The sequence below is a fragment of the Allobosea sp. OAE752 genome (genome assembly GCF_050433265.1).
GTDB lineage: Bacteria > Pseudomonadota > Alphaproteobacteria > Rhizobiales > Beijerinckiaceae > Allobosea > Allobosea spartocytisi.
Window position 1 is genome coordinate 262,930 of the sequence record NZ_JBNPXO010000006.1, and the last position, 21,505, is coordinate 284,434.

Genomic DNA, 21,505 nt, shown 5'->3' on the forward strand with positions numbered 1-21,505 from the left:
ATGAGCCGCCTCCGCTCCAATCCGAGCCTTTTCATCGGGCTCGTCATGCTGGCCCTGCTCGCCGGTTTCGTCGCGCTCGGCCAGATCTGGACGCCGCATGACCCGTTCGAGGTCGATTATGGCAACACGCTCCAGCCGCCTTCCCTGGCGAACTGGTTCGGTACCGACGATCTCGGGCGCGATGTCGCCTCGCGCGTGCTGGCCGGCGGCTATGTCGACCTCAAGGTCGCGCTGATCTGCGTCGTCGCGCCGGCCCTTCTCGGCGTGATGATCGGGGCGATCTCCGGCTTCATCGGCGGGCGCGTCGACACCTTCATCATGCGCGTCACGGACATCTTCTGGGCCTTCCCCTTCTATGTGCTCGTCATCGCCATCGTCGGCGTGCTGGGGCCGGGCGAGGCCAATCTCTACCTGGCCTTCCTGCTGGTGAACTGGATCTCCTTCGCCCGCATCGTGCGTGGCGAGGTGCTGGTGCTGCGCAATCTCGAATTCGTGCAGGCGGCGCGCAGCCTCGGCTGCACGACACCGCGGATCGTCACCGCCCATATCCTGCCGAATGCGGTCAACCCTGCGATCGTCTACGCGATGGCCGACGTGGTGCTGACCATCCTTGCCGTGACCTCGCTCAGCTTCCTCGGCCTCGGCATCCAGCCGCCGACACCGGAGTGGGGACTGATGATCTCGGACGGACGCCAGTTCCTGTTCGATGCCTGGTGGATCGCGACCTTCCCGGGTTTCGCGATCATCTACACCGGCGTGACCTTCGCGTTGATCGGCGAAGGCCTCGACACCGCCCTTCGGCCCAAAGGCTGACCTCCGCTTCCGACCCGCCCCCGACAGGTGCGCCATGAGCTTTTTCGACACGGATGAAAACCTGCAGCGCATCGGCGCGTTGCTGACGGCGAAGGCAGAAGCCCTCTTCCGCGAACGCGGCGTCCCGGCCGAGCAGTTCGGCTTCGTCCTGTTACAGCCGGCGAGAGATGGCGGCCGACCGAAGGGCGTTGCCTTGCGGCCCGATTGGCGCAGCTATCCCTGCTCGCTGGTCAAGGTCTTCTTCCTCGTCGCCGCGCAGGCCGCACTTGAGGCAGGACAACTCACCGAGCACGAGGAACTGGATCGCGCCATGCGCGACATGATCCTCTGGTCCTCGAACTCGGCGACCAACTACGTCATCGACCTCCTTTCCGGAACAACCGGAGACACATTGCTCTCTGAGCTGGAGATGGCTGAGTGGTGTGAGCGGCGCCAGGTGGTCAATCGCTTCTTCGCGCAGCTCGGCTGGCCGGAGCTGGCCGGCATCAACCTCAATCAGAAGCTGATGGACGACCTGCGCTATGGCCGGGAGAAGATCGGCCTCGATCGCTCACCGGACGGGCACAATGCCCTGACGCCGATCGCCATGGCCCGCCTGATGCACGCGATCTTCCACGGCTCGGTGCTGACCGAGGCGAGCCGAGAGAAGGTCCAGAATCTACTCGCCCGCGATCTCGCTAGCCCCTTCCTTCAGCGAGGAGCCTATCAGGTCACGGGCTATCTGGCCGGCGGTATGCCCGGAGGAACGCAGATCTGGTCGAAGGCGGGGCGCACCCGCTGGCTCGGTGACGAGCGCGCCGATTTTCGACGTCACGATGCGCTTCGAGCCGTCCTTCCGAACGGGGCCGAGTTCATCCTGACGGTCTTTTCACAAGGCGAGGCAATCGCAGAGGATGACGGATTTCTGCCGCTACTCGGATCCACCGCTGCGAAAGAGATCTTAGCCCTTTGATCCTTGTTGCAATCTCATCGAGAGTTCAACACGACGCGACACTGACGGTGAAACCCGCACCCTAGAGAACGCTGCCCGCTGAAGGCAGCTTGCCGAGGGAGCATGTCCATCCGAAGCTGGGAATCGCGCATAATGCGCCCCCAAAAACTCCACATATTTCAACGGATAAGGCGATACATCGTCGCTACGAATCCTCTTGTGAGCCTGGGCGGCACGATCACGCCGCAGGCGACTTCAATTCATGCGGTGCCGGAGAGAGCCAACCGCATCCTATTCCGCGACGCGTCACTGCGGGTCTTCGTTCCCCAACTGGACGGCTCGAACAGCTTCCAGAGCAACCAGGGCAGCAGCGACCTTTGCGCGCGCCTCCTTGATGTCGGCCATGACCAAGCAGTCATTCCGGTGGATATGGGAAGCGCTGGCCGAAGATAAACGGCGCCGGCACACTCCCGCCATGCCCGGCGCAATTCGATCATGCGACCTTTGCCTGTCGGCACCTTGCTTCTTTGCAAAATCCCTCGTTGCCGAGCGCCCGGCAATCGGCTATCCACCTTCCACGGTTTGCGCCCGTAGCTCAGCTGGATAGAGCGTTGCCCTCCGAAGGCAAAGGTCACACGTTCGAATCGTGTCGGGCGCGCCAACTAACTCTTTGAAATTGCAATGCTTTTTTCTGTGCGAGCGGTCGGGCGAAAGCGGTCAGAATTGCTGAATAGCCACCCGACAGCCACCGTGGGCAGCTCCACACGCGGCTCTAGCAGCTGTTTACCGGCAGAGCATCAGTCGCGGATGGCCTGCCGTTTGTGCGCGCGTCCGAGGCGCAGGAAAGACGGCGTCGAGGTCAGATCGAGCCGGCAGCCCTCAAAATGCCGGCCGCTCATGTTCGCGATCCGAATGGAGCGGATCACCGGGATCGCGTTCTGGTAGGATGCGTATGTAAAGCCCGTAGCAACGTCCGGAACGATCTCTGGATTGCTTTGCGTCTGGCTATCGCCGTTTCCGGCTCCTTCCAGGTTATCAATGTGCGCGTTGTCCATCAGCCAGCTCCCCGGGAAGGGAGATTAACGGGCTTCTCCGAAACGGAAAGGCCTGAGCAAGCGGCACCCGCTTAGTCTATCGGGGCAGTTGATGGCGATGCAGCTTCGCAAACCCGGCGCATATCGGCGCCAGGCTTTGCCGCTGGACCGGTGACAAATTGCCGGTTCCCAGCTGCACGTGGGTCGCGCCGCAACCCGAGATTGGGCACTCGCCCGAAACCGGACACTGGTTTCATAGCGCCCCATGACTGCAACAGATCTAGTCAGCTCGCGCGCAGAACGCCGCGATCATGGCCGTTTGCTAGGACATTCAAAAAATCGATGCGGCCAGGTTGTGCCGTTGGCGTTCGCGTCTCAATGACAACTTTTGCGTTGTCTAACAGGGTGTAGGATAGCCGACGCTGTTATGTTTGGGCTGGGATGCCCTTTATTGACCGGCTCGCGCCACAAGCCGCGGAGCTGCCGGCCGCATCGCGTGCAAGGAAGCCGGTGCCGTGGGCGGGCGAGGCCGAAAGGTTGGTGAAAGCTTGGCGGCCTAGGAAGCCGATGCATGGTCGGAGAGCTTCCACTCAAGAGAAGCGCTTCCGGACGAGGAAACGAACAAGGAGTAGCCTTATGCGCGCGCAGACTCTCATCCGCTCGATTGCTTTCGCTTCGCTTTTTGCCGCGTCGACCGCGGCGCTGGCCGCCGACAAGGTGACCATCATGGTCGGCGGCTATGAGAAGCAGATCTACCTGCCGGCCAAGCTCGCCGAGAGTCTCGGTTATTTCAAGGATGAGGGCCTCGAGGTCGAGCTCCTCAACGAGGCGGCCGGCGTCGATGCCGAGAACGAGATGCTGGCTGGCGTGGTCCAGGGCGTGGTCGGCTTCTACGACCATTGCGTCGACCTGCAGTCCAAGGGCAAGTTCGTGATGTCCGTGGTGCAGTTCAGTCAGGCGCCAGGCGAGGTCGAGCTGGTTTCGTCGAAATATCCGGACGTCAAATCGATGGCCGATCTGAAGGGCAAGAATCTCGGCGTCACCGGGCTCGGCTCATCGACCAATTTCCTGACGCAGTATCTGATGATGAAGTCGGGCGTGCAGCTCGGAGACTTCACCTCCGTCCCGGTCGGCGCCGGCGCCACCTTCATCGCCGCGATGCAGCAGGACAAGATCCAGGCGGGCATGACGACCGAGCCGACGATCTCGCGCCTGCTCTCGACCGGAGAAGCGCGCATCCTCGTCGACATGCGCACGGTCGAGCAGACCAAGGCGGCTCTGGGCGGCACCTATCCCGCCGCTTCGCTCTACATGACGACGGCCTGGGTCGAGAAGAACAAGCCCATCGTGCAGAAGCTGGCGAACGCGTTCGTCAAGACGCTGAAATACATCGGTACCCACAGCGCCGAAGAGATCGCCGACAAGATGCCGAAGGACTATTACGTCGGCAACAAGGAGGCCTATGTGAAGGCTCTGGCCGACGGCAAGGCGATGTTCACCACCGACGGCGTCATGCCGCAGGGTGGCCCGGAGACGGTGCTGGCCGTGCTCTCCGGCTTCTCGAAGAACATCAAGGGCAAGCAGATCGACCTGTCGAAGACCTACACGACCGAGTTCGTGAAGAACGCCAAGTAAGGCGGGTCTCGCAGCCAGACTCTCCGCGGGCGGTGGCTCTGCTCCGCCCGCTCCCCTTCGGCCTATCCCTATCCCGCCGCTTTCGCGGCGAAGGAGGCTCCATGCCTGCAATCGAGGCGAGCGCAAGCCCGGCGGTCGAGCTGATCAATGTCAGCCGCCGCTTCCTGACTCCGGACGGCAAGTCGATGACGGCCATCCGCGACTTCAACATGAGCGTCGGCCGCGGCGAGTTCGTCGCGGTGGTCGGCCCGACCGGCTGCGGCAAATCGACGACGCTCAACCTCGTCACCGGCCTCGCCAGGCCGTCGAGCGGCGAGGTTCGGCTCTTCGGCGGCCCGGTCGACGGCATCGATCCCCGGATCGGCTTCGCCTTCCAGACGGACGCGCTCTTTCCCTGGCGCAGCGTCATCGACAACGTCGTGGCCGGCCCGCTCTTCCGCGGCAAGCCGCGCGAGGAGGCCTATGCGAAGGCCCGCGAATGGCTGGCGCGGGTCCATCTGAGCGGCCATGAGAGCAAATATCCGCATCAGCTTTCCGGAGGCATGCGCAAGCGCGTCTCGCTGGCGCAGACCTTCATCAACGAGCCGCAGATCCTGCTGATGGACGAGCCCTTTTCCGCGCTCGACGTGCAGACGCGGGTGATCATGCACGACGTGCTGCTCGGATTGTGGTCCGAGGCGAAGGCCTCCGTGATCTTCGTGACGCATGATCTCGAGGAAGCCATCGCGCTGGCCGACAAGGTCTATGTGCTCACCGCCGGCCCCGCGACCGTGAAGTCGGTCTATCCGGTGGCGCTGCCGCGCCCGCGCGTGGTCGCCGAGATCCGCTACCAGGAGGACTTCATCGCCCTCTCGCGCACGATCTGGGACGATCTGCGCGACGAGGTCGAGCGTGGCGCCGCCCGCGACGAAGCCGTGGCTGCCTGAGGAGATCGATCATGACCGATATAGCCCTCACAGCCGACACGACCTTCCGGCCCGGCACGTCGGATGCCGAAATCGAGGCGGCCGCCGCCAAGGCCGCCCGCAACCGCCGCCGGACGGTCCTGTTCTGGCGCTGGGTGATCCTCTTCGTCCTGCTCGGCGGCTGGGAAGCGGGCGCCCGGCTCGGCATCATCGACGAGTTCTTCTTCTCGCGCCCGAGCGCGATCTGGGAACGGCTGGTCGACTGGGTGGTCAACGGCACCTCGGAGGGCCCGCTCTGGCTCCATCTCTGGGTGACGATGGAGGAGGCGCTGGCGGGCTTCGCGCTGGGCTCGGTGACGGGCATCGTCGTCGGCATCGCGCTCGGCCGCAACCGGATGCTCTCCGACATCTTCTCGATCTACATCAAGCTGATCAACTCCGTCCCGCGCGTCGTCCTGGCGCCGATCTTCATCATGATCTTCGGGCTCGGCCTCGCTTCCAAGGTGGCGCTGGCCTTCGTGATGGTGTTCTTCGTCGTCTTCGCCAACGCTTTCCAGGGCGTGCGCGAGGCGGACCGCAACCTGATGGCCAATGCCCAGATCCTGGGCGCGAAGGGATGGCAGCTCACCCGTTCAGTGGTGATCCCCTCGGCCATGAGCTGGATCTTCGCATCGCTGCATGTGAGCTTCGGCTTCGCGATCATCGGCGCGATCGTGGGTGAGTTCGTCGGCTCCCGCCACGGCATCGGGCTGCTCATCAACATCGCCAAGGGCACCTTCGATGCGGCCGGCATGTATGCGGCGATCGTGGTCATCATGATCGTGGCGCTGGCGGCGGAATATCTGATGACGCTGGTCGAGAACCGGCTGGCGACCTGGCGCCCGGCGCCCCTTCACGACACTCAGTGAGGCTCCTCCCGTGGTGTGCCATCTCGGTCCGCCACGGGCAGTTCGACCAGGACGCGCAGTCCCGGTCCGCCGGATCTGTCGGAAAGCGAGATCGTCCCGCCATGGGCCGCGACGATCTCGCGAACGATCGCGAGTCCGAGCCCTGTTCCTTCGACCGTCGCCGGAGCGAGCCGGTGGAAGCGCTCGAAGACGCGTTCCCGCTCCGCCTCGGGAATGCCCGGCCCCTCGTCCTCGACGATCAGCAGGGCCTGCGTGCCCTGCCGGTCGAGCGTCACGCGCACGGCGCCCCCGGAGGGCCCGTGGCGAAGCGCGTTCTCGACCAGATTGACCACGAGCTCCCGCAGCAGCGTGCTGTGGCCGACCAGAGGGAGGGTGCCGACCTTGTCCTCGAAGGAAAGATCCACGCTCCGGTCGAAAGCGATGCCGGCCAGGCTCTCCAAAGCCGCGCGCGCGATGGGGGCGAGATCGATCCGTTCCTTGCGCAAGGCGGCTCCACCGGGCTCCGCGCGCGCCAGCGTCAGCAACTGATTGACGAGGCGGCCCATGGCGTCGATGCCGCCGTCGATCGCGGCCAGCGCGTCGCTCTTGCCCGCGGAGGTCTCCTCGCGCAGCCCCGTCGCGGCCTGCGTCTTGAGCACGGCGAGCGGCGTACGCAACTGATGCGAGGCATCGGCCACGAAGCGTCGCTGCAGATCGATGTAGCGTTGCACGCGCGCAAAGGCCTGGTTGAGCGCATCGATCAGCGGCTGCAGCTCGGTCTGCACATCCTCCCGCCGCAAGGGTTGCAGGGAGCCGGGATCGCGCGACTGCAGGGCATTTCGGACCCGCAGGAGCGGCGCAAGGCCGCTGCGGAGCCCCAGCAGCGCCAGCAGGGCGGCGATGCAGACGAGGATCGCCTGGTCGCGCAGCGACCTCAGCCAGAGCTCCCGGACCAGCCGGTCGCGCCCGTTTAACGTCGCGGCGACGATGACGAGCGCGTTGCCCCCGGCGGTTTCCGAGATCACCGGCTGTGCGAGAGCCACGCCCCGGATATCGTCGACGCGGAAACGCGCATTGTAGAAGACGGGCTGGAGATCGCGCGGCGGCTGAGGCGGCATCTCGATATCCGGAAATCCGGCGATCAGCTGCCCCGTGGGCGACAGCACCCGATAGATCACCCTGTCGCGATCCGGCGAGGCGAACATTTCCAGCGCCGAAGGCGGGATCAGCGCTTCGACGCGCCCGTCGGTTTCGCGAACCTGCTCGGCGATCACGCGCGCCGAGGCCAGCAGCATGCGATCGGTGATCAGATTGGCCACGGTTTCGGCGCTGCGCTGTGCCGTCCAGCCGTTGTAGACGACGATACCGGCCAGAGGCAGCAGCAGCCAGCCCAGCAGCTCGGCGCGCAGGCTCCTCGAGCCGGATGCGAAAAAGGGGGAACCGGCTTTTCGCAAGAACCCTGCTCTCACTGTCTAGATGCGTCGCCGCTTCGGATTTCCGGCTCTAGCCGGCAGTCTTTCTCAACGCATAGCCGAGCCCGCGCAAGGTGCCGATCGCAATCGGGCCATCGCCCAGCTTTTTCCGGACGCGGTGGACATAGATCTCGATCGCATTGTCGGTCGCGTCGTCGTTGAGACCGAAGACCGTTTCGGTCAGGGCCGCTTTCGAGACCACGCGCCCCGACGCCAGCAGGAGGGCTTCGAGAACGCTGTACTCCCGCGCCGTCAGATCCAGCGGAGTGCTTTCGAGCTTGAACTGGCGGCTCTCGGTTTCCAGGACCAGTGGCCCGAAGGCGGGGTGGGGAACGCGGCTGTCCTGCTTGCGGCGTAGCTGGGCCCGGATACGGGCTTCGAGCTCCTGCGGATCGAAAGGCTTGACCAGATAGTCGTCGGCTCCGGCGTCGAGCCCGGCCACACGGCTCGAAACCGCGTCATTGGCGGTCAGGATGATCACAGGAGTGAGCCCGCGCCGCTGCCGGAAGCGCCGCAGCAGCTCCAGGCCGGTCATGTTGGGCAGACCGATATCGAGGATGATCAGATCATAGAGCTGCGTCGCCAGCGCGGCATCCGCATCCGCGCCGTCATAGATCGCATCGACGACATACCGGCTCTTGCGCAGCAGGCGGGAGAGCCAGTCGGCGAGCTCGCGATTGTCCTCGATCAGCAGGATGCGCATGGCGGGCAGAGTGCCATTTCACGGCGCCGAGAACCAGCTTCTCCGCGAAGATGAGTTTCGTTCGCGGCCTGGCAGCACTGTCTGTCCTGCCGTTCCTCTCGAGTGGCGGTGGCGGTTTTGTCGCTGCTCTGCTCGCCGGAGTTTTAGCGATAGCGCTCAGCCTGTCCGGCGTCGGCTACCTTTGTGGGCTGTGGGCACGCTACAGTTTGAAGGCGCCGTTCTTCTTGAGCCCGACGGCCGTCCTCGGCCGGACTACTCGACTGGGTGACGGGCGCGATCCTGCTCGGAGCCTTGGTGCTCGCCTCTGACCTCATGTTTGGCTGTCAGACGAGCGATGTCGGCGTCACGATGATCTCGTTGACGCAGACATGCGGCGGCAGCGTCGCGACGTGCAGCACGAGGCCGGCGATATCCTCGGGGCGAAGCATCCGGGCCCGCACCTCGTCGCTCATCTTGACTGGCCGCTTGTCCATCAACGGCGTCAGCGTATCGCCCGGCGAGAGTACGCAGGAGCGGATGCCGTGCACCCCGTGCTCGATATTGATCGCATGGCTCATGGCGACGACACCGCTCTTGGCGGCCGTATAGACCGGACCGGGGCCGGCGCTGAGGACATGCGCCGCCAGCGAGCCGATATGGATGAGGACGCCGCCGCCCTGCGCCTGCATCACCGGCAGCACCGCCCGCGAGAGCTGGAGCGCGCCGCGTAGATTGGCATCGAGCAGCAGGTCGACCGAATCCGGCGTCAGCTTGGACCAGGAGCGGTCGGGAATGTTCGTGCCGGCATTGCTGACGACGATGTCCAGCGAGCGGCCGACGAGGAGCGCGAGCGCGCGCTCGATAGCCGCGACATCGGCTACGTCGGCGGGGGCGACGATCGCCTCCCCGCCTTCGCCCGCGATGCGCGCGGCGAGCTGCTCCAGCGGCTCCAGACGCCGCCCGGTCAGCGCCACCGTCGCGCCGGCGCGGCTCAAGGCAAGCGCCGTGGCCTCGCCGATGCCGCTGGCGGCCCCCGTCACCCAGGCGGTCTTGCCGGCAAGGACCTTCCCGGTTTCGCTCACAGCGGCCACCCGTGCTCGTCGGCCAGCGCCGTCATCACGCCGCGCAATTCGGCGAGGCCGCGCATGCGGCCGATCGCCGGGTAGCCCGGGAAGGTCGGCTTGCCGATGTCGTCGAGCAATTCATGGCCGTGGTCGGACCGGAAGGGGATGCGCCAGTCGGCTTGCCCGGCGGCCTTGCGCCGCGCCTGCTCGCGCAGCAGGACCCGGATGACCGCGACCATGTTGGTATCGCCGCCGAGATGATCGGCTTCCATGAAGGAGCCGTCGGGATCGTTGGCGACGTTGCGCAGATGGGCGAAATGGATCCGATCGGCGAAGCGCTCGGCGATCGCGACGGGATCGTTCTTCGGATTGGCCCCGAGCGAACCGGTGCAGAAGGTCAGGCCGTTGGAGGGGCTGTCGACCGCGCTGAGGATCGCCTCGAAATCCTCCATGGAGCCGGCGATGCGCGGCAGGCCGAGCAGCGACCGCGGCGGATCGTCCGGATGGATCGCCATGCGGATGCCGACCTTCTCGGCGGTCGGGATGATCGCCTTGAGGAAGCGGATCAGGTTGTCGCGGAGCTGCTCGCGGCCGACGCCGTGATAACGCTTCAGCATGACGCGCAGACCCTCGATGTCGTAGCGGTCATAGGCGCCCGGCAAGCCGGCCATGATCGTGGCGAGCAGGCGGTCGCGGTCGGCTTGCGTCGAGGCGTCGTACCATTCCTTGGCGCGGGCCAGCACCTCGGGCGATACGTCGGCCTCCGCACCCTCGCGTTGCAGCATGAAGCAGTCGAAGGCCGCGAACTCATGCGCGTTGAAGCGCAGGGCCATGGCGCCGCTCGGCAGTTTGTGACGCAGCACGGTCCGGGCCCAATCGAGCACCGGCATGAAGTTGTAGCAGATAATGTGCACGCCGGCCTCGGCGAGGTTCACCATCGACTGGCGGAAGCGCTCGTAGAGCGGCTCGACATCATCCTCCGCCAGCTTGATCTTCTCATGGATCCAGAGGCTCTCGACGACGCTCCAGCGCAGGCCGAGCTCGGGCCTGGCGGCGATGGCATCGAAGCGGGCGCGGATCTGCTCGCGTGTCCAGACCTCGCCCGCCGGCACCTCGTGCAGGGCCGTCACCAGCCCGGTCGCGCCGGTCTGCCGGATGTGATCGAGGGGGATGATGTCGTTGGGTCCCCACCACCGCCAGGTCTGTTCCATGGTCTCGCGCTTTCTCAGATAGGCAAGTTCAAAGCGATTTCGGCGGCGTGCCGCCGGGCTGAGGAGGCGAATCCTCGAAAAACTCGGCGTGCTCGACGGCGATCTTTTCGAGCGCCAGCGAGGCGCTGTGCAGATGGGTCTCCATCAACGCCACGGCTCCGTCGGCATCCTGCGAGAGCACGCATTTCACCAGTTGCTCATGCTGGTGGAAGATCATTTCGAGCCACTCCTGGCTCTCCAGCGAGAGATAGCGCAGGCGATCGAGCTGGGTTTTCATCGAGAGAATGAAATCCCAGACATGCGGATGACCGGCGATCAGCATGAGCGCCCGGTGTAGATCCTCATCGGAGCTGAAGAACCCATAATGGTCGCGGCGCGTGATGATCCTGGCCTGCTCCTTGAGCAAACCGTTCAGCACGCGCTCCTTCTCGTGGCCCGTAGCGAGGGCGGCGCTGCGCACGGCGCGGCATTCCACGGTTTGCCGCACGAATTGCGCATCGCGAACGGCCGATAGCTGAATCGGCGCGACGAAGCTGCCGACCTGAGGGACGATGGAGAGCAAGCCCTCGACGGAAAGGCGGTGAAAGGCCTGGCGGACCGGTGTCCGGCTCAGGCCGTAATGCGCTGCCATCTTGATCTCGGACAGTGCCTCTCCCGGCCGCAACTGGCCCGTGAGGATACGCCCGCTCAGGTCGTCATAGACCTGGGTGACGGTCCAGCGGCTCTCGGCTTTCGGGACCACGACCATCGGGCGTCAATGCGCGGCGTTGCTGATGGTGCTGAGGAAGCGCTTGGCGCGCTCGCTCTTGGGAGCCGCCAGCATCTCGCGCGGGTTGCCTTCCTCGACGATCTTGCCGCCGTCCAGGAAGACCATGCGCGTGCCGACATCGGCCGCGAACCTGATCTCGTGCGTCACGACCAGCATGGTCCGGCCTTCCACGGCAAGGTCGCGCATCACGGCCAGCACTTCGCCGACGGTCTCGGGGTCCAGCGCCGAGGTCGGCTCGTCGAACAGCAGGATATGCGGATTGGTCGCGAGCGCGCGGGCGATCGCGACGCGCTGCTGCTCGCCGCCGGACATCTGCGCCGGATAGGCGTTGATGCGGTGCGACAGCCGGACCTTCTCGAACAGGCCTCGCGCCCGCTCCTCGACGGTCTTGCGGTCCTCGCCATGGACGACGACCGGAGCCAGCATGACGTTTTCCAGCGCCGTCAGATGCGGGTAGAGATTGAAGTGCTGGAAGATCATGCCGATGCGGCGGCGCACGTCGATGATGCTGCGCTGCTTGGCTTGCACGGCCTTGCCCTCGAAGAGGATGTTGCCGCCCTCGATGGTCTCGAGGCCGTTGACGCAGCGCAGGAGCGTCGACTTGCCGGTGCCGGAGGGGCCGATGAAGCAGACGATCTCGCCGGCCTGCACGGTGGTCGAGACGCCGTCGAGGATCGTCCTGTCCCCGAAGCGCTTCACGACATGGTCGAACTTGAGAACGGTGTCGGTCATTGTCCTGCTCCGGCCGTCATGAGGCGGGTGTTGACGTGGAAGCGCCGTTCGAGCGCAGCCCCGCCGAGCGAGATGCCGTAGTTGATGAGGAAGTAGATCAGCGCCAGCAGGAGCAGCGGCACGAAGCTCGAGCCCATGGTCTCGCGGATCAGGAGGCCGGTCTTGGTCAGCTCGACATAGCCGATGATCGAGGCGAGCGAGGATTCCTTCAGCGTCGCGATATAGACGCCGACCGAAGGCGGCAGGATGACGCGCAGCGCCTGGGGCACGATGACGTGGCGCATCATCTGCCAATAGGTCATGCCGGCGGCCCGCGCCGCTTCCCACTGGCCCTTGCCGACGCTTTCGAGCCCGGCGCGGATGACCTCGGACATGGTCGAGCTGGCATGGAGCGCCAGAGCGACGGTCGTTGCGGTGAACGGAGACAGATCGATCCCGAAGACCAGCGGCATGCCGAAGAAGACGAAGAACAGCACGATCAGGATCGGGATCGAGCGGAAGAACTCCGTGAACAGCAGTGCCAGCAGCCTGAGCGGCAGGAACGTGGACATCCTGGCAAGCGCGATCAGCGTGCCGCCGACCGCGCCGATCAGCAGGGCGAGCCAGGACAGCCAGATGGTGACGAGCGCCGCCTTCAGCAGCAGCGGCATGTAGGTGAGCAGTTGCGCGCTCATCGATAGGCCTCCGGCTGGCGGAACAGCCAGCGCCCGATGGCGATGCGTCCGAGATTTACGATCTGGCAGAGCACCAGATAGACCACCGCCGCGATGACGAAGGTCTCGAAGAAGCGGAAGGAGGAGGAGCCGACCGTCTGCATCCAGGACGCGACCTCTTCGACCGCGACGGCCGAGGCCAGCGAGGACGCGAGGATGACGGCGATGAACTGGTTGCCGAGCGGGGCGTATATGGTGCGGAAGACCTGCGGCAGCACGATGTGGCGGTAGAGCTGAAAGCGGGTGAAGCCCTGCGAGGCGGCGGCCTCGAACTGGCCGGGCGGCACGGCGACGAGGCCGGCGCGAATGATCTCGGCCATATAGCCGGCGCTGTTCAGCGTCAGCCCGATCAGCGCGGAATTGAAGGGCGACATGCGCAGGCCGAGCTGCGGTAGCGCGAAATAGACGATGTAGAGGATGACCAGCAGCGGCGTGTTGCGCATCACCTCGACATAGAGCCCGCCTGTAAAGCGCAGGAGGCGCGAATCCGAGCGGCGCATCAGCGCGACCCCGGAGCCGATTGCAACGCTCAGCACGATCGCGAGCACGGACAGCAGCAGCGTCGCCTGAGCTGCGGCAGCGAGATCGCCGAGATAGGGGTAAATGCTGCGAAACGAGAAATAATAGGGCACCGATCAGGCCTTCCTGTCCGGCATCGGCTCAACTGGCGCCGATACACTCCGCGGCGGAAGAGCGACGCCCGTGAGGGCGTCGCCGCATGTGCGAACTCAGTATTTCGCCTGGATCGGCGGCTGCTCGAAGCCGAACCACTTCTGGAACAGCTTCTTGTTGTCGCCGGAGGCATTGAACTGATCGACGAACAGGTTGAGCACGCGCAGCCAGTCCGCGTCGCCGGCCGGCAGGCCGATGGCGATTTCGGCGCGGGCCAGGTCGCCCTCGGCCTCGCGCAGCTTGCCCGGATTCTCCTTGATCGCGTTGCCGTTGTAGAAATTGTCCTCGGCCATCGCATCGGCCTGGCCGGTCAGCACGGCGTTGAGCTCGTCGGCCTGGGTGTTGAAGCGGATGATCTGGGCCTTGGGCATATTGGCCGGGACGGCGCGCTCGGCGGTGCCGCCGCGCGAGATCGCGACGCGGATGCCGGCCTCGTTGGCCTCCGCGATGGTCTTGTAGGGGCTGTTCGCCGGCAGGAGCAGGCGCATCGTGGTGACGAGATAGGGGTTGGTGAAGGCGATCGAGGTCGAGCGCTCGACGTTGCGGGTGAAGTCCGCGATCGTGACGTCCGCCTTGCGGGTCTGCAGGGCGGTGACGCGCGCCGGGATGTCCGAGATGATGAATTCTGGCTTGACCTTCAGCGCCTCTGCGAGCCGCTTGGCGATGTCGATATCGTACCCTTCCGGCTCGCCATTGGGCATCACGCGGCTATAGGGCGGCAGGCTGCCGAGGACCGCGATGCGGATCGTGCCGCGCTGGAGGATGCTCTGGAGAATGCCGGGGGCGTTCTGCGCCTGCGCTGACGCGAGCGTGGCCATGCCGAACAGCCCCACCGCCGCGATACCGCAAAGCGACTTCATGATTCCGCGCTTGGACAACATTGTTTCTCTCCCTTTCCTGTAAGCGAGGCCCGGTCAGGCCGGGTTTATTCGTCGAAGGCGAGCTGGACCTTGAGCAAGCGATCGGGGTGCGTCTCGACGAAATCGAAGGCCGCTCGCGCATCGCGCGCGGCGAAGGTCTGCGTGATCATGGCTGCCGGATCGAGGCGGCCGCTTTCAAGCCAGCTCACGACCTCGGGAATGAGCCGCCGGTTCAGGCGCGAGCCGAAGAGCGACAGCTCCTTCCGGACGATTTCCTGCTGGCTGACATTGCAGGGTGCCGGCGAGAAGCCGAGCAGTCCGATCCGGCCGGCGGGGCTCGCGACCCGGCAGGCTTCCTCCAGCAAGGCCGGGATGCCGGCGCCGTCGATCACGACCGAAGGGCCGAGGCCGTCCATTTCCGCTTTCACGGCTTCGGGAACGGAGCGGGAAGGGGAGTGGATGGTGAGATCGGCGCCGAAGCTCTTGGCGCGCTCCAGCCGGGCCTCGTCGATATCGACGACGATGCAGCGGGCGCCCTTCAGCTTGGCGACTTGCAGCACCGTGATGCCGACCGTGCCCGCGCCATAGACCAGCACGGTGTCCTCGGTATCGCAGCCCGTCGCGGTCAGCACGTTGGCGGCGACCGAAAGCGGCTCGGCCAGGGCTGCCACGGCAAATGACAGGTCGCGCGAAACCTTCACCGCGTTCTTCGCCGGCAGGATCGCCTCGCTGCTGAAGCCGCCGTCGCGATGGACGCCGATGACCTCGAGTGTGGCGCAAACATTGGGCCGGCCGCGGCGGCAGGGATAGCAATGGCCGCAGGAGACGACCGGATCGGCGACGACACGATCGCCGATCGCGAGCGCCGAGACGCCTTCGCCGATCGCGGTGATCTCGCCGGCGAATTCATGGCCGATGATGCGGGGATAGCGGGCAAAGGGATTGGAGCCGTGGAGAATATGCATGTCGGAGCCGCAGATTCCGGCGCGACGGACACGCAGCTTCACTTCACCCGGTCCGGGATTCGGCCGCGAGCCTGAAATCAGGCTGAGCGCGTGCGGCCGCGCGACGCTGACGGCAATAGGCTCCATTTCCACCCTGGATCATTTTGATAACGTCTTCTTGTATACAAGTGCACTAGCATTCCAGGTGACCGGCTGCAAGCTTGGCGATCGATAGAACGGTCGCCCCACGCCAGTTGAGCTCAATGCGCCAAAGACCCGCCTGCTGAGGGGACGCGAGCCGCGTTGTGGCGCGAGGCGGCCCTGAGGATTCCACCTTTTCGAATGACCACGCCGAATGGGAAACAGACAGTGAGTCTGCGCCAAATCTGCTCTGTGGGCAGGAGAGCGGGCCCCGTTTTCCTGCCCAATCGATGCTTTGTCGTTCTGGTCTCGCTTTGCTTCAGAGAGCATCTGCATATGCGTGACCGCGACACCGCCTTCTGCGAGTTCGGGCAGGCGCGCGAACTCAGGTTTGCACGTGCGGCGTCGCGTTGCGCGCCTGGAAATCCGCCTCGGTGGCGAAGATCTCGTAGAAGATGAAATGGCCGGGCGCGGTGCGATCCTCGTGTAGATCAGGTTGTGGGGCTCGTTGCGAACCTGCGCCACGAGCGGGAGCGTAGCCTTGCGCAGCTCGTCTTCCATGCCGAGCTTTGCGCGAACCTCGGCCTCGCATCCAATAGTCTGGGCAGACGGAAGTGATCTCGTTCCTGCGGTGCCGATGTCCCCGCTCTCAATGTAGAGGACTATGGAGCAGACATAGTTCTCATCATCGCCCGAGACGGCACGCCAAACTCCACTTTCGCTACTTAAACGCCGCCGATCCCCGCCTGAATTGCGGTCGATCGGAGAGCGCTCGTTTCTCTATTGTCCAGGCCGCCGGCTGGTGCCGATCCCGCTACACGCGTTCATCGATCACGTTCGGAAAACATCGCCGGTGACTTGAAGCTGAGACCGTCTGCTGCCGGGCGGTCCTTCAACGTCAGCTTGTGGCACTGTGACTTCGCCAGCCAATTCAAACCAAAAACAATCCAGGAGTTGCTCGTGAAGCGCCGTGTGAAGGCGACTGATGCAGATGGGCGTTCAATTTGAAGCCAACTGGAAGAAATCGACTGGACCCATCTGACCACCCTTCAAGACAACTTCCAAACCATCCAACTGTTGAACTGCGCTATGGGCGCGGCAAAGCGGTGCTCCATCAACCAGCGGGGCCCGGTAAGATAGGCCCCAGATGTCGAGCGCTTTGATTGCGAGAGTGGAGGTGTCTCCGCCGGCGACGACGAGGCGTGAGATGCGGGCACGGTCCATGATTCTGCGCATCAGACGGCCGGTCTCCTGTGCGACGGAGCGCGGATCGCCCGGAGCGCCGTCAGGTGGTCTCGTGACGAGCATGGTGTCGCCGACGGCGAGGAGTTCCAGGGCTTGCTCAGAGAGCGTCTGCCCATAGGATGGCTCATCGCGCAGCCGGTCGGCATCGACAGGCAGATGCGCGAAGCCGCTTGCGGTCTCGACCTGGGCTCGCGTGACGGGCGAGAGGGAACCGACCAGCGCAAGCACAGGGCCGTACGATCGTGCAACAGGCTGTGACGCAGCCGGCTCCCCCGTCCCCCCCAAGAGTTGCGCCGCCATCCGCGCAACCGAACTCGCACCTACGAACAGGCCAGGCGCGGCATCGAGAGACTTCCGAAGCCGATCGGCGATCACTGTGAGGTCGCTCTCGCGTGACACATCGAAGAGGATGATGTCCCGATCCAGAATATTCGCTGGTCCTGCGCCTTCCAGGGCCCTGTAGTCCACGAGGCTGATCGATCCGAAGCCTTGAAGCCCGAGATGCCGCCTCAGATCGGCCTCAACCATCGGCGTGACGGGGTGACGGCTCATCGTCGGGTGCCGGTCGATCCGGTAGACTTCACCATCGCCGGCCGCAGCAAAGAGATGACCGAAAAGGCAATAGCGGCCGAGATTGGGTTGCCCGCCGATGATCGAGATTGGCCCTTCCGGAAAATGCGGCCTCAACGCCGCGACGGCGGCACCGATGTTGCCGACGTGAGGGGCGCTATCGAAGGTGGAGCAGCACTTGTAGTGCATGATCCGCACGCCGAGCTGCGCGAAGAAGCGGCCGGCAGTGTCGAGCACGGGGCCCATCTCGGTTGGAGGCATCGAGCGGGTCGCACCCGCGATACCAACCGCGTCGAGAGGTCCGGCAGAGGCCAGTTGCTCCGGGGTGGGAATGCCGAGAAAGAGTAGCGCCCGAAAGCCGCGCTCGGCGAGCATGGCGAGGGTGTCCGTTGCGCCGGTGAAGTCGTCACCGAACCAACCGTAGAAGGGCGGGATTGTCATCTCGGGGTCAGCACGGTTTGGCGCCGAAAGTATCGAGTGCCTGCTTCAGTTCCGGCTGCCATTGGGCTGCCTCGGATAATGACACGCCCGCGGCCACCGCCGCCCAGGCCTGGCGGATGCTGGCGACGCCGGCGGCCGGCCCGCCCGGATGCGCCAGGATGCCGCCGCCTGCCATGAACAGGAGATCGGCATGGCCGATCGCATCCCAGGTCGGCTGCGCCGTTCCGGCCCATTGGCCGGAGGAGAAGGCGGGCAGGACCCGGTCATCTAGGTCTTCGGTCAGCGGCGTCACGCAGTCGCGTGCTGAGGAGACGACTTCTTCGTCCTCCTGCGCAAATTTACCCTGCACGCCATGGACATGCATGTGGTCGACGCCAGCCAGTCGCCAGAGCGTCTGATAAGCCTGAAAGGAGATGCCGAGCCAGGGATGGCGTGAGACCGCGCCATAGCCATTGCGATGGCCGTGCAAGACAAGATCGGTCGAGCGGCGCAAGGTCTCTATGCCGGAGAAGCCGCACCAGTTCAGGCTTGCCATCACGCAGTTGCCACCTTCGCGCGCCACGAGATCGGCATGGCGCCTCATCGCGTCGGTCTCGTCCGTGATGTTGAACGCGATCATGACCTGCTTGCCGGTTCGGTCGGCATGGCGGCGGACCGCCGCCATCACCGCCGGGATGCGTTCGGCGAGTGGCGCATGGTCCGGGTTGGCTGAAATCTCGTCATCCTTGATGAAGTCGAGGCCGGCGGCGCAGAGCGTCGCGACGAGTTCGGCTGTCTCATCCGGGCTCAATCCGACATTGGGCTTGATGATCGAGCCGACCAGCGGGCCCGCGTCCACACCGGTGAGCCTACGGGTGCCGGCGATGCCCTGCGCAGGCAGCGCGAAGCGCCGGCGATAGCTCTCAGGAAGACGGATGCTGTCCAAACGCAGCCCGGTGGTCTCGCCGAGGTCGAAGAGATTGCCGGCGACGATCGAGGCGAGCGTGGCCAGATTGGCGCCGACATTCGAGACCGGGAACGAGATGGAGACCTGCGCCCGCCGATAAGGACCAGAGACGCCTTTGCGGGCGAGCCAGGCATTGGGAAGGCTCGGCGTCGCGGCGGGCGCGAACTCCTCCACCTGTGTGACAACGGCCCGCGTACGATTGCGCAATGCGTCGGTTTCGCCAGCGACACGGGTGAAGGTACCGCTTGACTGCTCGCCGGCCATAATCTCGGCGACGCGCGCGGGATCGAGCGGCGTCTCGATCAGGTAGCTGGCTTCGAAACGGTCATGGTTCATCATGCCCGCGTCACCGCTTTGCTGCGGCAAGCTTCGTGAGATCGGGGAAGGGCCGTACCGGATCCTTGCCGTCCCAGCCTTCAGACGCCTCGCGGATCAACCGGAACATCTCGCCCTTGGGCCCCGCCACTTCCGACAGCTCGATCACGGTGCCCGGGTGATAATGCGTATCGAAATAGATGAAGCGGCCGCGCTCGCCGACCTCGCCGCTCATCACCGGCTTGAAGCCTTCCGCCAGCAACCGCTCAAGGTCTGCGTCGTAATCCGACGTCCAGTAGGCGACGTGCTGCAGGCCGCTATGGCCGGCATCGGTGAAGTCCTTGTACATCGACGGCACGTCGTTGCGGCACTGGATCAGTTCGATTTGGAGCGGCCCTGAATTGGCGAGCGCCACGGAATTGTGCGGCTCATGGGCCTCGCCCTTGTAGCGGTAATTCCGGATCGGAACCTTGGGATTGTAGAAGAAGGGGCCGACGCCGAGTACGCGGCTCCAGTAATCCATCGCGGCCTCGATATCAGGCACGACATAGCCGGCCTGGCGGATCTGGCCGAAAAAGCGGCTCATGGTGATGACCTCGATGCAAGCAGTTCAGAATTTCAGGAAGCCGGTGGAGAGCCAAGGGAAGGCGGCGACCACGACAAGGCCGATCAGCAAGGCCAGCATGTAGCCCCAGATGTATTTGAGGCCGTCGTCGGGATTGACCTTGGAGATGGCGCAGGCGCCGTAATAGCCGACGCCGAAAGGCGGGGCGAACAGGCCGATGCCCATCGCGAAGATCACGACCATGGCATAATGGACCTCATGCACGCCAACTTGCTTGGCGATAGGGAAGAGCAGAGGCCCGAACAGCACGATCGCCGGGATGCCTTCCAGCACGCTCCCGAGAATGATGAAGGCCAGGATTGAGATGGCGAGGAAGCCCCAGCCTCCGCCGGGCACCGACGACATGGCGCGGGCCAGATCCTGCGAGAAGCCCGATTGCGTCAGCCCCCAGGCCATCGCGGTGGCGCAGCCGACGATGAAGATGATCGCGCCGGTGAGCGAGGCCGTGTCGACCAGCATCTTGCCGAGGCGGCGGACATCGAACTGTCGATAGATCAGGAGCCCCGCCAGCACGGCATAAGCGATACCGATGGTCGAAACCTCGGTCGCGGTGGCAACGCCTTCGACGACCGCGGCGCGGATGACGAAGGGCAAGGCAATCGCGGGGAGCGCGATGAGGCAGAGCTTGGCGATCTCGCGGCTCGAATGCCGGACCACATGGCTCAGATCTTCTCCACGATAGCGCCACCAGACGACGAAGCAGAGCGCGATGCCCAGTACCAGCGCCGGCAGCATGCCGCCGGTGAACAGCGCGGCGATCGAGACGCCGGTGACCGAGCCGATGGTGATCAGCACGATCGAGGGTGGGATGGTCTCGGTCTGGGCGCCGGTGGCGGAGAGCAGCGCGACGAGGTCGCCGGGCTTGGCGCCGCGCTTCTGCATTTCCGGGAAGAGGACCGGGGCGATCGCGGCCATGTCGGCGATCTTCGAGCCGGAGATGCCGGAGACCAGATACATCGCGCCGATCAGCACATAGGACAGCCCGCCGCGGACATGGCCGAGCAGCGAGGCGAGGAACTGGATCATGGCGCGCGCCATGCCGGTCATCTCGATCAGGGCGCCGAGGAAGATGAAGAGGGGGACGGCGAGCAGGATGAGATGGCTCATGCCCTCGTCGAGGCGCCCGACCATGACGAGCATCGGGGTCGAGGTCGTGCAGGCGAGATAGCCGAAGGTGGCGAGGGCGAAGGAAAACGCGATCGGCACGCCGGAGAAGACGTTGAGGGCGACGACCCCGACGAAGAAGACGATCAGGTTGAGCTTGCCCAGCGGCTTCAGCATTGGGCCGGCGAACCAGAACAGGGCGACGAACGCCGCCGTGATCGCAATGGCCAGAAGAATGGGCTTGAGCGCGCCTAGGCGCATCAGGCGCAGGCAGGCGACGATCAGCATCAAACTCGTGCCGAGCGGCAAGGCGGCGGCGCGCCAGGCATTGCTCACCTCAAGCGCCGGCGTGACAATGAAATGCTCTTCCTCGGCATATTCCAGCGCATGCGGCAGGATCATCAGCAGGAAGGCGATCGCGGCGGTGATGGCGAGCGCCTCCAGCACCGCACGGGTGCCGGGCGAGACGCGGCTGACGAGCCCGGTCATCCGCATATGCTCGCCACGGCGCAATGCGATCACCGCGCCGAGCATCGACAGCCACAGGAACAGGATCGAGGCGAGCTCGTCCGCCCAGACCAGCGGCGCGTGGAAGACGTAGCGGGCGGTCACGCCGGCACCAAGAATGACGATCTCGGCGAGCACGATCACCGCCGCGACGAACTCGACCAGTCCGCCGAGGCCGCGCTCGAACCTGTCGGCCGCTCGCGCCAGTCCCGTCAGGGGCAGGCACGCAGGCTCTTGCAGCGTTGCGCCGTGCACATCCATTCGTCAGCCTCCCGATCGGGTCGCGG

At 65.0% G+C, this 21,505-nt stretch carries 21 protein-coding genes and 1 tRNA gene; 6 read left to right on the top strand and 16 right to left on the bottom strand.

The features are described 5' to 3' along the window. The 3 genes from GGC47_RS17800 to GGC47_RS17810 all read left to right on the top strand — a co-directional run bounded on the left by GGC47_RS17800 (position 1) and on the right by GGC47_RS17810 (position 2,405). Positions 1–813: an ABC transporter permease gene (locus GGC47_RS17800; protein ID WP_370955047.1), complete on the top strand. Its 813-nt coding sequence runs from the start codon at positions 1–3 to the stop codon at positions 811–813. 34 nt (positions 814–847) lie between these two features. Next, positions 848–1,765 carry a serine hydrolase gene (locus GGC47_RS17805; RefSeq protein WP_142023150.1) on the top strand — a complete coding sequence of 306 codons (918 nt, stop codon included), beginning with the start codon at positions 848–850 and terminating at the stop codon, positions 1,763–1,765. Between the two features lie 563 nt (positions 1,766–2,328). Next, positions 2,329–2,405: transfer RNA gene (locus GGC47_RS17810), tRNA-Arg, on the top strand. A gap of 136 nt (positions 2,406–2,541) precedes the next feature. Here GGC47_RS17810 and GGC47_RS17815 read toward each other — a convergent pair. Beyond that, positions 2,542–2,799 (bottom strand): hypothetical protein, encoded by a 258-nt coding sequence (locus GGC47_RS17815; protein WP_142023151.1) that lies wholly within the window; start codon positions 2,797–2,799, stop codon positions 2,542–2,544. Between the two features lie 615 nt (positions 2,800–3,414). Here GGC47_RS17815 and GGC47_RS17820 point away from each other — a divergent pair. From GGC47_RS17820 to GGC47_RS17830, 3 genes are all read left to right on the top strand, one after another. Then, positions 3,415–4,413 (top strand): ABC transporter substrate-binding protein, encoded by a 999-nt coding sequence (locus tag GGC47_RS17820; RefSeq protein ID WP_038363311.1) that lies wholly within the window; start codon positions 3,415–3,417, stop codon positions 4,411–4,413. A gap of 101 nt (positions 4,414–4,514) precedes the next feature. Further along, positions 4,515–5,339 (top strand): ABC transporter ATP-binding protein, encoded by an 825-nt coding sequence (locus tag GGC47_RS17825; RefSeq protein ID WP_113252058.1) that lies wholly within the window; start codon positions 4,515–4,517, stop codon positions 5,337–5,339. Positions 5,340–5,350: 11 nt separating this feature from the next. Further along, positions 5,351–6,226 (top strand): ABC transporter permease, encoded by an 876-nt coding sequence (locus GGC47_RS17830; RefSeq protein ID WP_112764295.1) that lies wholly within the window; start codon positions 5,351–5,353, stop codon positions 6,224–6,226. Here GGC47_RS17830 and GGC47_RS17835 read toward each other — a convergent pair. The 15 genes from GGC47_RS17835 to GGC47_RS17905 form a co-directional block, all read right to left on the bottom strand. Next, a complete protein-coding gene (locus GGC47_RS17835) occupies positions 6,220–7,659 on the bottom strand; it encodes a sensor histidine kinase (protein ID WP_429068575.1) in 1,440 nt (479 codons plus the stop codon). The genes GGC47_RS17830 and GGC47_RS17835 overlap by 7 nt on opposite strands. A gap of 49 nt (positions 7,660–7,708) precedes the next feature. Then, the gene (locus GGC47_RS17840) at positions 7,709–8,380 is read right to left on the bottom strand and encodes a response regulator (protein ID WP_429068576.1); all 672 of its coding nucleotides are present in this window, start codon (positions 8,378–8,380) and stop codon (positions 7,709–7,711) included. Positions 8,381–8,703: 323 nt separating this feature from the next. After that, complete coding sequence (locus GGC47_RS17845) at positions 8,704–9,441, bottom strand: SDR family oxidoreductase (protein ID WP_429068577.1); 738 nt, start codon at positions 9,439–9,441, stop codon at positions 8,704–8,706. Beyond that, a complete protein-coding gene (uxuA, locus tag GGC47_RS17850; RefSeq protein WP_370955043.1) occupies positions 9,438–10,634 on the bottom strand; it encodes a mannonate dehydratase in 1,197 nt (398 codons plus the stop codon). Before uxuA ends, GGC47_RS17845 begins: the two co-directional genes overlap by 4 nt. 28 nt (positions 10,635–10,662) lie before the next feature. Next, positions 10,663–11,382 (bottom strand): GntR family transcriptional regulator, encoded by a 720-nt coding sequence (locus tag GGC47_RS17855; protein ID WP_370955042.1) that lies wholly within the window; start codon positions 11,380–11,382, stop codon positions 10,663–10,665. 6 nt (positions 11,383–11,388) lie between these two features. Next, positions 11,389–12,135, bottom strand: a complete 747-nt coding sequence (locus tag GGC47_RS17860; RefSeq protein ID WP_038363322.1) for an amino acid ABC transporter ATP-binding protein — start codon at positions 12,133–12,135, stop codon at positions 11,389–11,391. Beyond that, positions 12,132–12,809: an amino acid ABC transporter permease gene (locus GGC47_RS17865; RefSeq protein ID WP_038363325.1), complete on the bottom strand. Its 678-nt coding sequence runs from the start codon at positions 12,807–12,809 to the stop codon at positions 12,132–12,134. Before GGC47_RS17865 ends, GGC47_RS17860 begins: the two co-directional genes overlap by 4 nt. Beyond that, positions 12,806–13,480 carry an amino acid ABC transporter permease gene (locus GGC47_RS17870; protein ID WP_142023156.1) on the bottom strand — a complete coding sequence of 225 codons (675 nt, stop codon included), beginning with the start codon at positions 13,478–13,480 and terminating at the stop codon, positions 12,806–12,808. Before GGC47_RS17870 ends, GGC47_RS17865 begins: the two co-directional genes overlap by 4 nt. Positions 13,481–13,576: 96 nt before the next feature. Further along, positions 13,577–14,401 (bottom strand): transporter substrate-binding domain-containing protein, encoded by an 825-nt coding sequence (locus tag GGC47_RS17875; protein WP_038363331.1) that lies wholly within the window; start codon positions 14,399–14,401, stop codon positions 13,577–13,579. Between the two features lie 44 nt (positions 14,402–14,445). Continuing rightward, complete coding sequence (locus GGC47_RS17880; RefSeq protein ID WP_142023229.1) at positions 14,446–15,471, bottom strand: Zn-dependent oxidoreductase; 1,026 nt, start codon at positions 15,469–15,471, stop codon at positions 14,446–14,448. 379 nt (positions 15,472–15,850) lie between these two features. After that, complete coding sequence (locus GGC47_RS17885; RefSeq protein ID WP_429068578.1) at positions 15,851–16,057, bottom strand: putative quinol monooxygenase; 207 nt, start codon at positions 16,055–16,057, stop codon at positions 15,851–15,853. Positions 16,058–16,464: 407 nt separating this feature from the next. Next, positions 16,465–17,721, bottom strand: coding sequence for a four-carbon acid sugar kinase family protein (locus GGC47_RS17890; protein WP_142023157.1), 1,257 nt, complete (start codon positions 17,719–17,721; stop codon positions 16,465–16,467). Between the two features lie 7 nt (positions 17,722–17,728). Then, complete coding sequence (locus GGC47_RS17895; RefSeq protein WP_142023158.1) at positions 17,729–19,006, bottom strand: ribulose-bisphosphate carboxylase large subunit family protein; 1,278 nt, start codon at positions 19,004–19,006, stop codon at positions 17,729–17,731. Between the two features lie 7 nt (positions 19,007–19,013). Continuing rightward, on the bottom strand, positions 19,014–19,568 hold the full coding sequence (locus GGC47_RS17900) for a VOC family protein (protein ID WP_142023159.1): 555 nt from the start codon (positions 19,566–19,568) through the stop codon (positions 19,014–19,016). A 24-nt stretch (positions 19,569–19,592) separates the two neighbouring features. After that, on the bottom strand, positions 19,593–21,479 hold the full coding sequence (locus GGC47_RS17905; protein WP_142023160.1) for a TRAP transporter large permease: 1,887 nt from the start codon (positions 21,477–21,479) through the stop codon (positions 19,593–19,595). Positions 21,480–21,505 lie beyond the last annotated feature (26 nt).

Coding starts and splice junctions, on each gene's coding strand:
- GGC47_RS17820 (WP_038363311.1), top strand. CDS start 3,415: ATGCGCGCGCAGACTCTCATCCGCTCGATTGCTTTCGCTTCGCTTTTT.
- GGC47_RS17815 (WP_142023151.1), bottom strand. CDS start 2,799: ATGGACAACGCGCACATTGATAACCTGGAAGGAGCCGGAAACGGCGAT.
- GGC47_RS17840 (WP_429068576.1), bottom strand. CDS start 8,380: ATGCGCATCCTGCTGATCGAGGACAATCGCGAGCTCGCCGACTGGCTC.
- GGC47_RS17890 (WP_142023157.1), bottom strand. CDS start 17,721: ATGACAATCCCGCCCTTCTACGGTTGGTTCGGTGACGACTTCACCGGC.
- GGC47_RS17855 (WP_370955042.1), bottom strand. CDS start 11,382: ATGGTCGTGGTCCCGAAAGCCGAGAGCCGCTGGACCGTCACCCAGGTC.
- GGC47_RS17880 (WP_142023229.1), bottom strand. CDS start 15,471: ATGGAGCCTATTGCCGTCAGCGTCGCGCGGCCGCACGCGCTCAGCCTG.
- GGC47_RS17860 (WP_038363322.1), bottom strand. CDS start 12,135: ATGACCGACACCGTTCTCAAGTTCGACCATGTCGTGAAGCGCTTCGGG.
- GGC47_RS17805 (WP_142023150.1), top strand. CDS start 848: ATGAGCTTTTTCGACACGGATGAAAACCTGCAGCGCATCGGCGCGTTG.
- GGC47_RS17830 (WP_112764295.1), top strand. CDS start 5,351: ATGACCGATATAGCCCTCACAGCCGACACGACCTTCCGGCCCGGCACG.
- GGC47_RS17885 (WP_429068578.1), bottom strand. CDS start 16,057: ATGCGAGGCCGAGGTTCGCGCAAAGCTCGGCATGGAAGACGAGCTGCG.
- GGC47_RS17875 (WP_038363331.1), bottom strand. CDS start 14,401: ATGTTGTCCAAGCGCGGAATCATGAAGTCGCTTTGCGGTATCGCGGCG.
- GGC47_RS17905 (WP_142023160.1), bottom strand. CDS start 21,479: ATGGATGTGCACGGCGCAACGCTGCAAGAGCCTGCGTGCCTGCCCCTG.
- GGC47_RS17865 (WP_038363325.1), bottom strand. CDS start 12,809: ATGAGCGCGCAACTGCTCACCTACATGCCGCTGCTGCTGAAGGCGGCG.
- GGC47_RS17895 (WP_142023158.1), bottom strand. CDS start 19,006: ATGATGAACCATGACCGTTTCGAAGCCAGCTACCTGATCGAGACGCCG.
- GGC47_RS17825 (WP_113252058.1), top strand. CDS start 4,515: ATGCCTGCAATCGAGGCGAGCGCAAGCCCGGCGGTCGAGCTGATCAAT.
- GGC47_RS17800 (WP_370955047.1), top strand. CDS start 1: ATGAGCCGCCTCCGCTCCAATCCGAGCCTTTTCATCGGGCTCGTCATG.
- uxuA (WP_370955043.1), bottom strand. CDS start 10,634: ATGGAACAGACCTGGCGGTGGTGGGGACCCAACGACATCATCCCCCTC.
- GGC47_RS17900 (WP_142023159.1), bottom strand. CDS start 19,568: ATGAGCCGCTTTTTCGGCCAGATCCGCCAGGCCGGCTATGTCGTGCCT.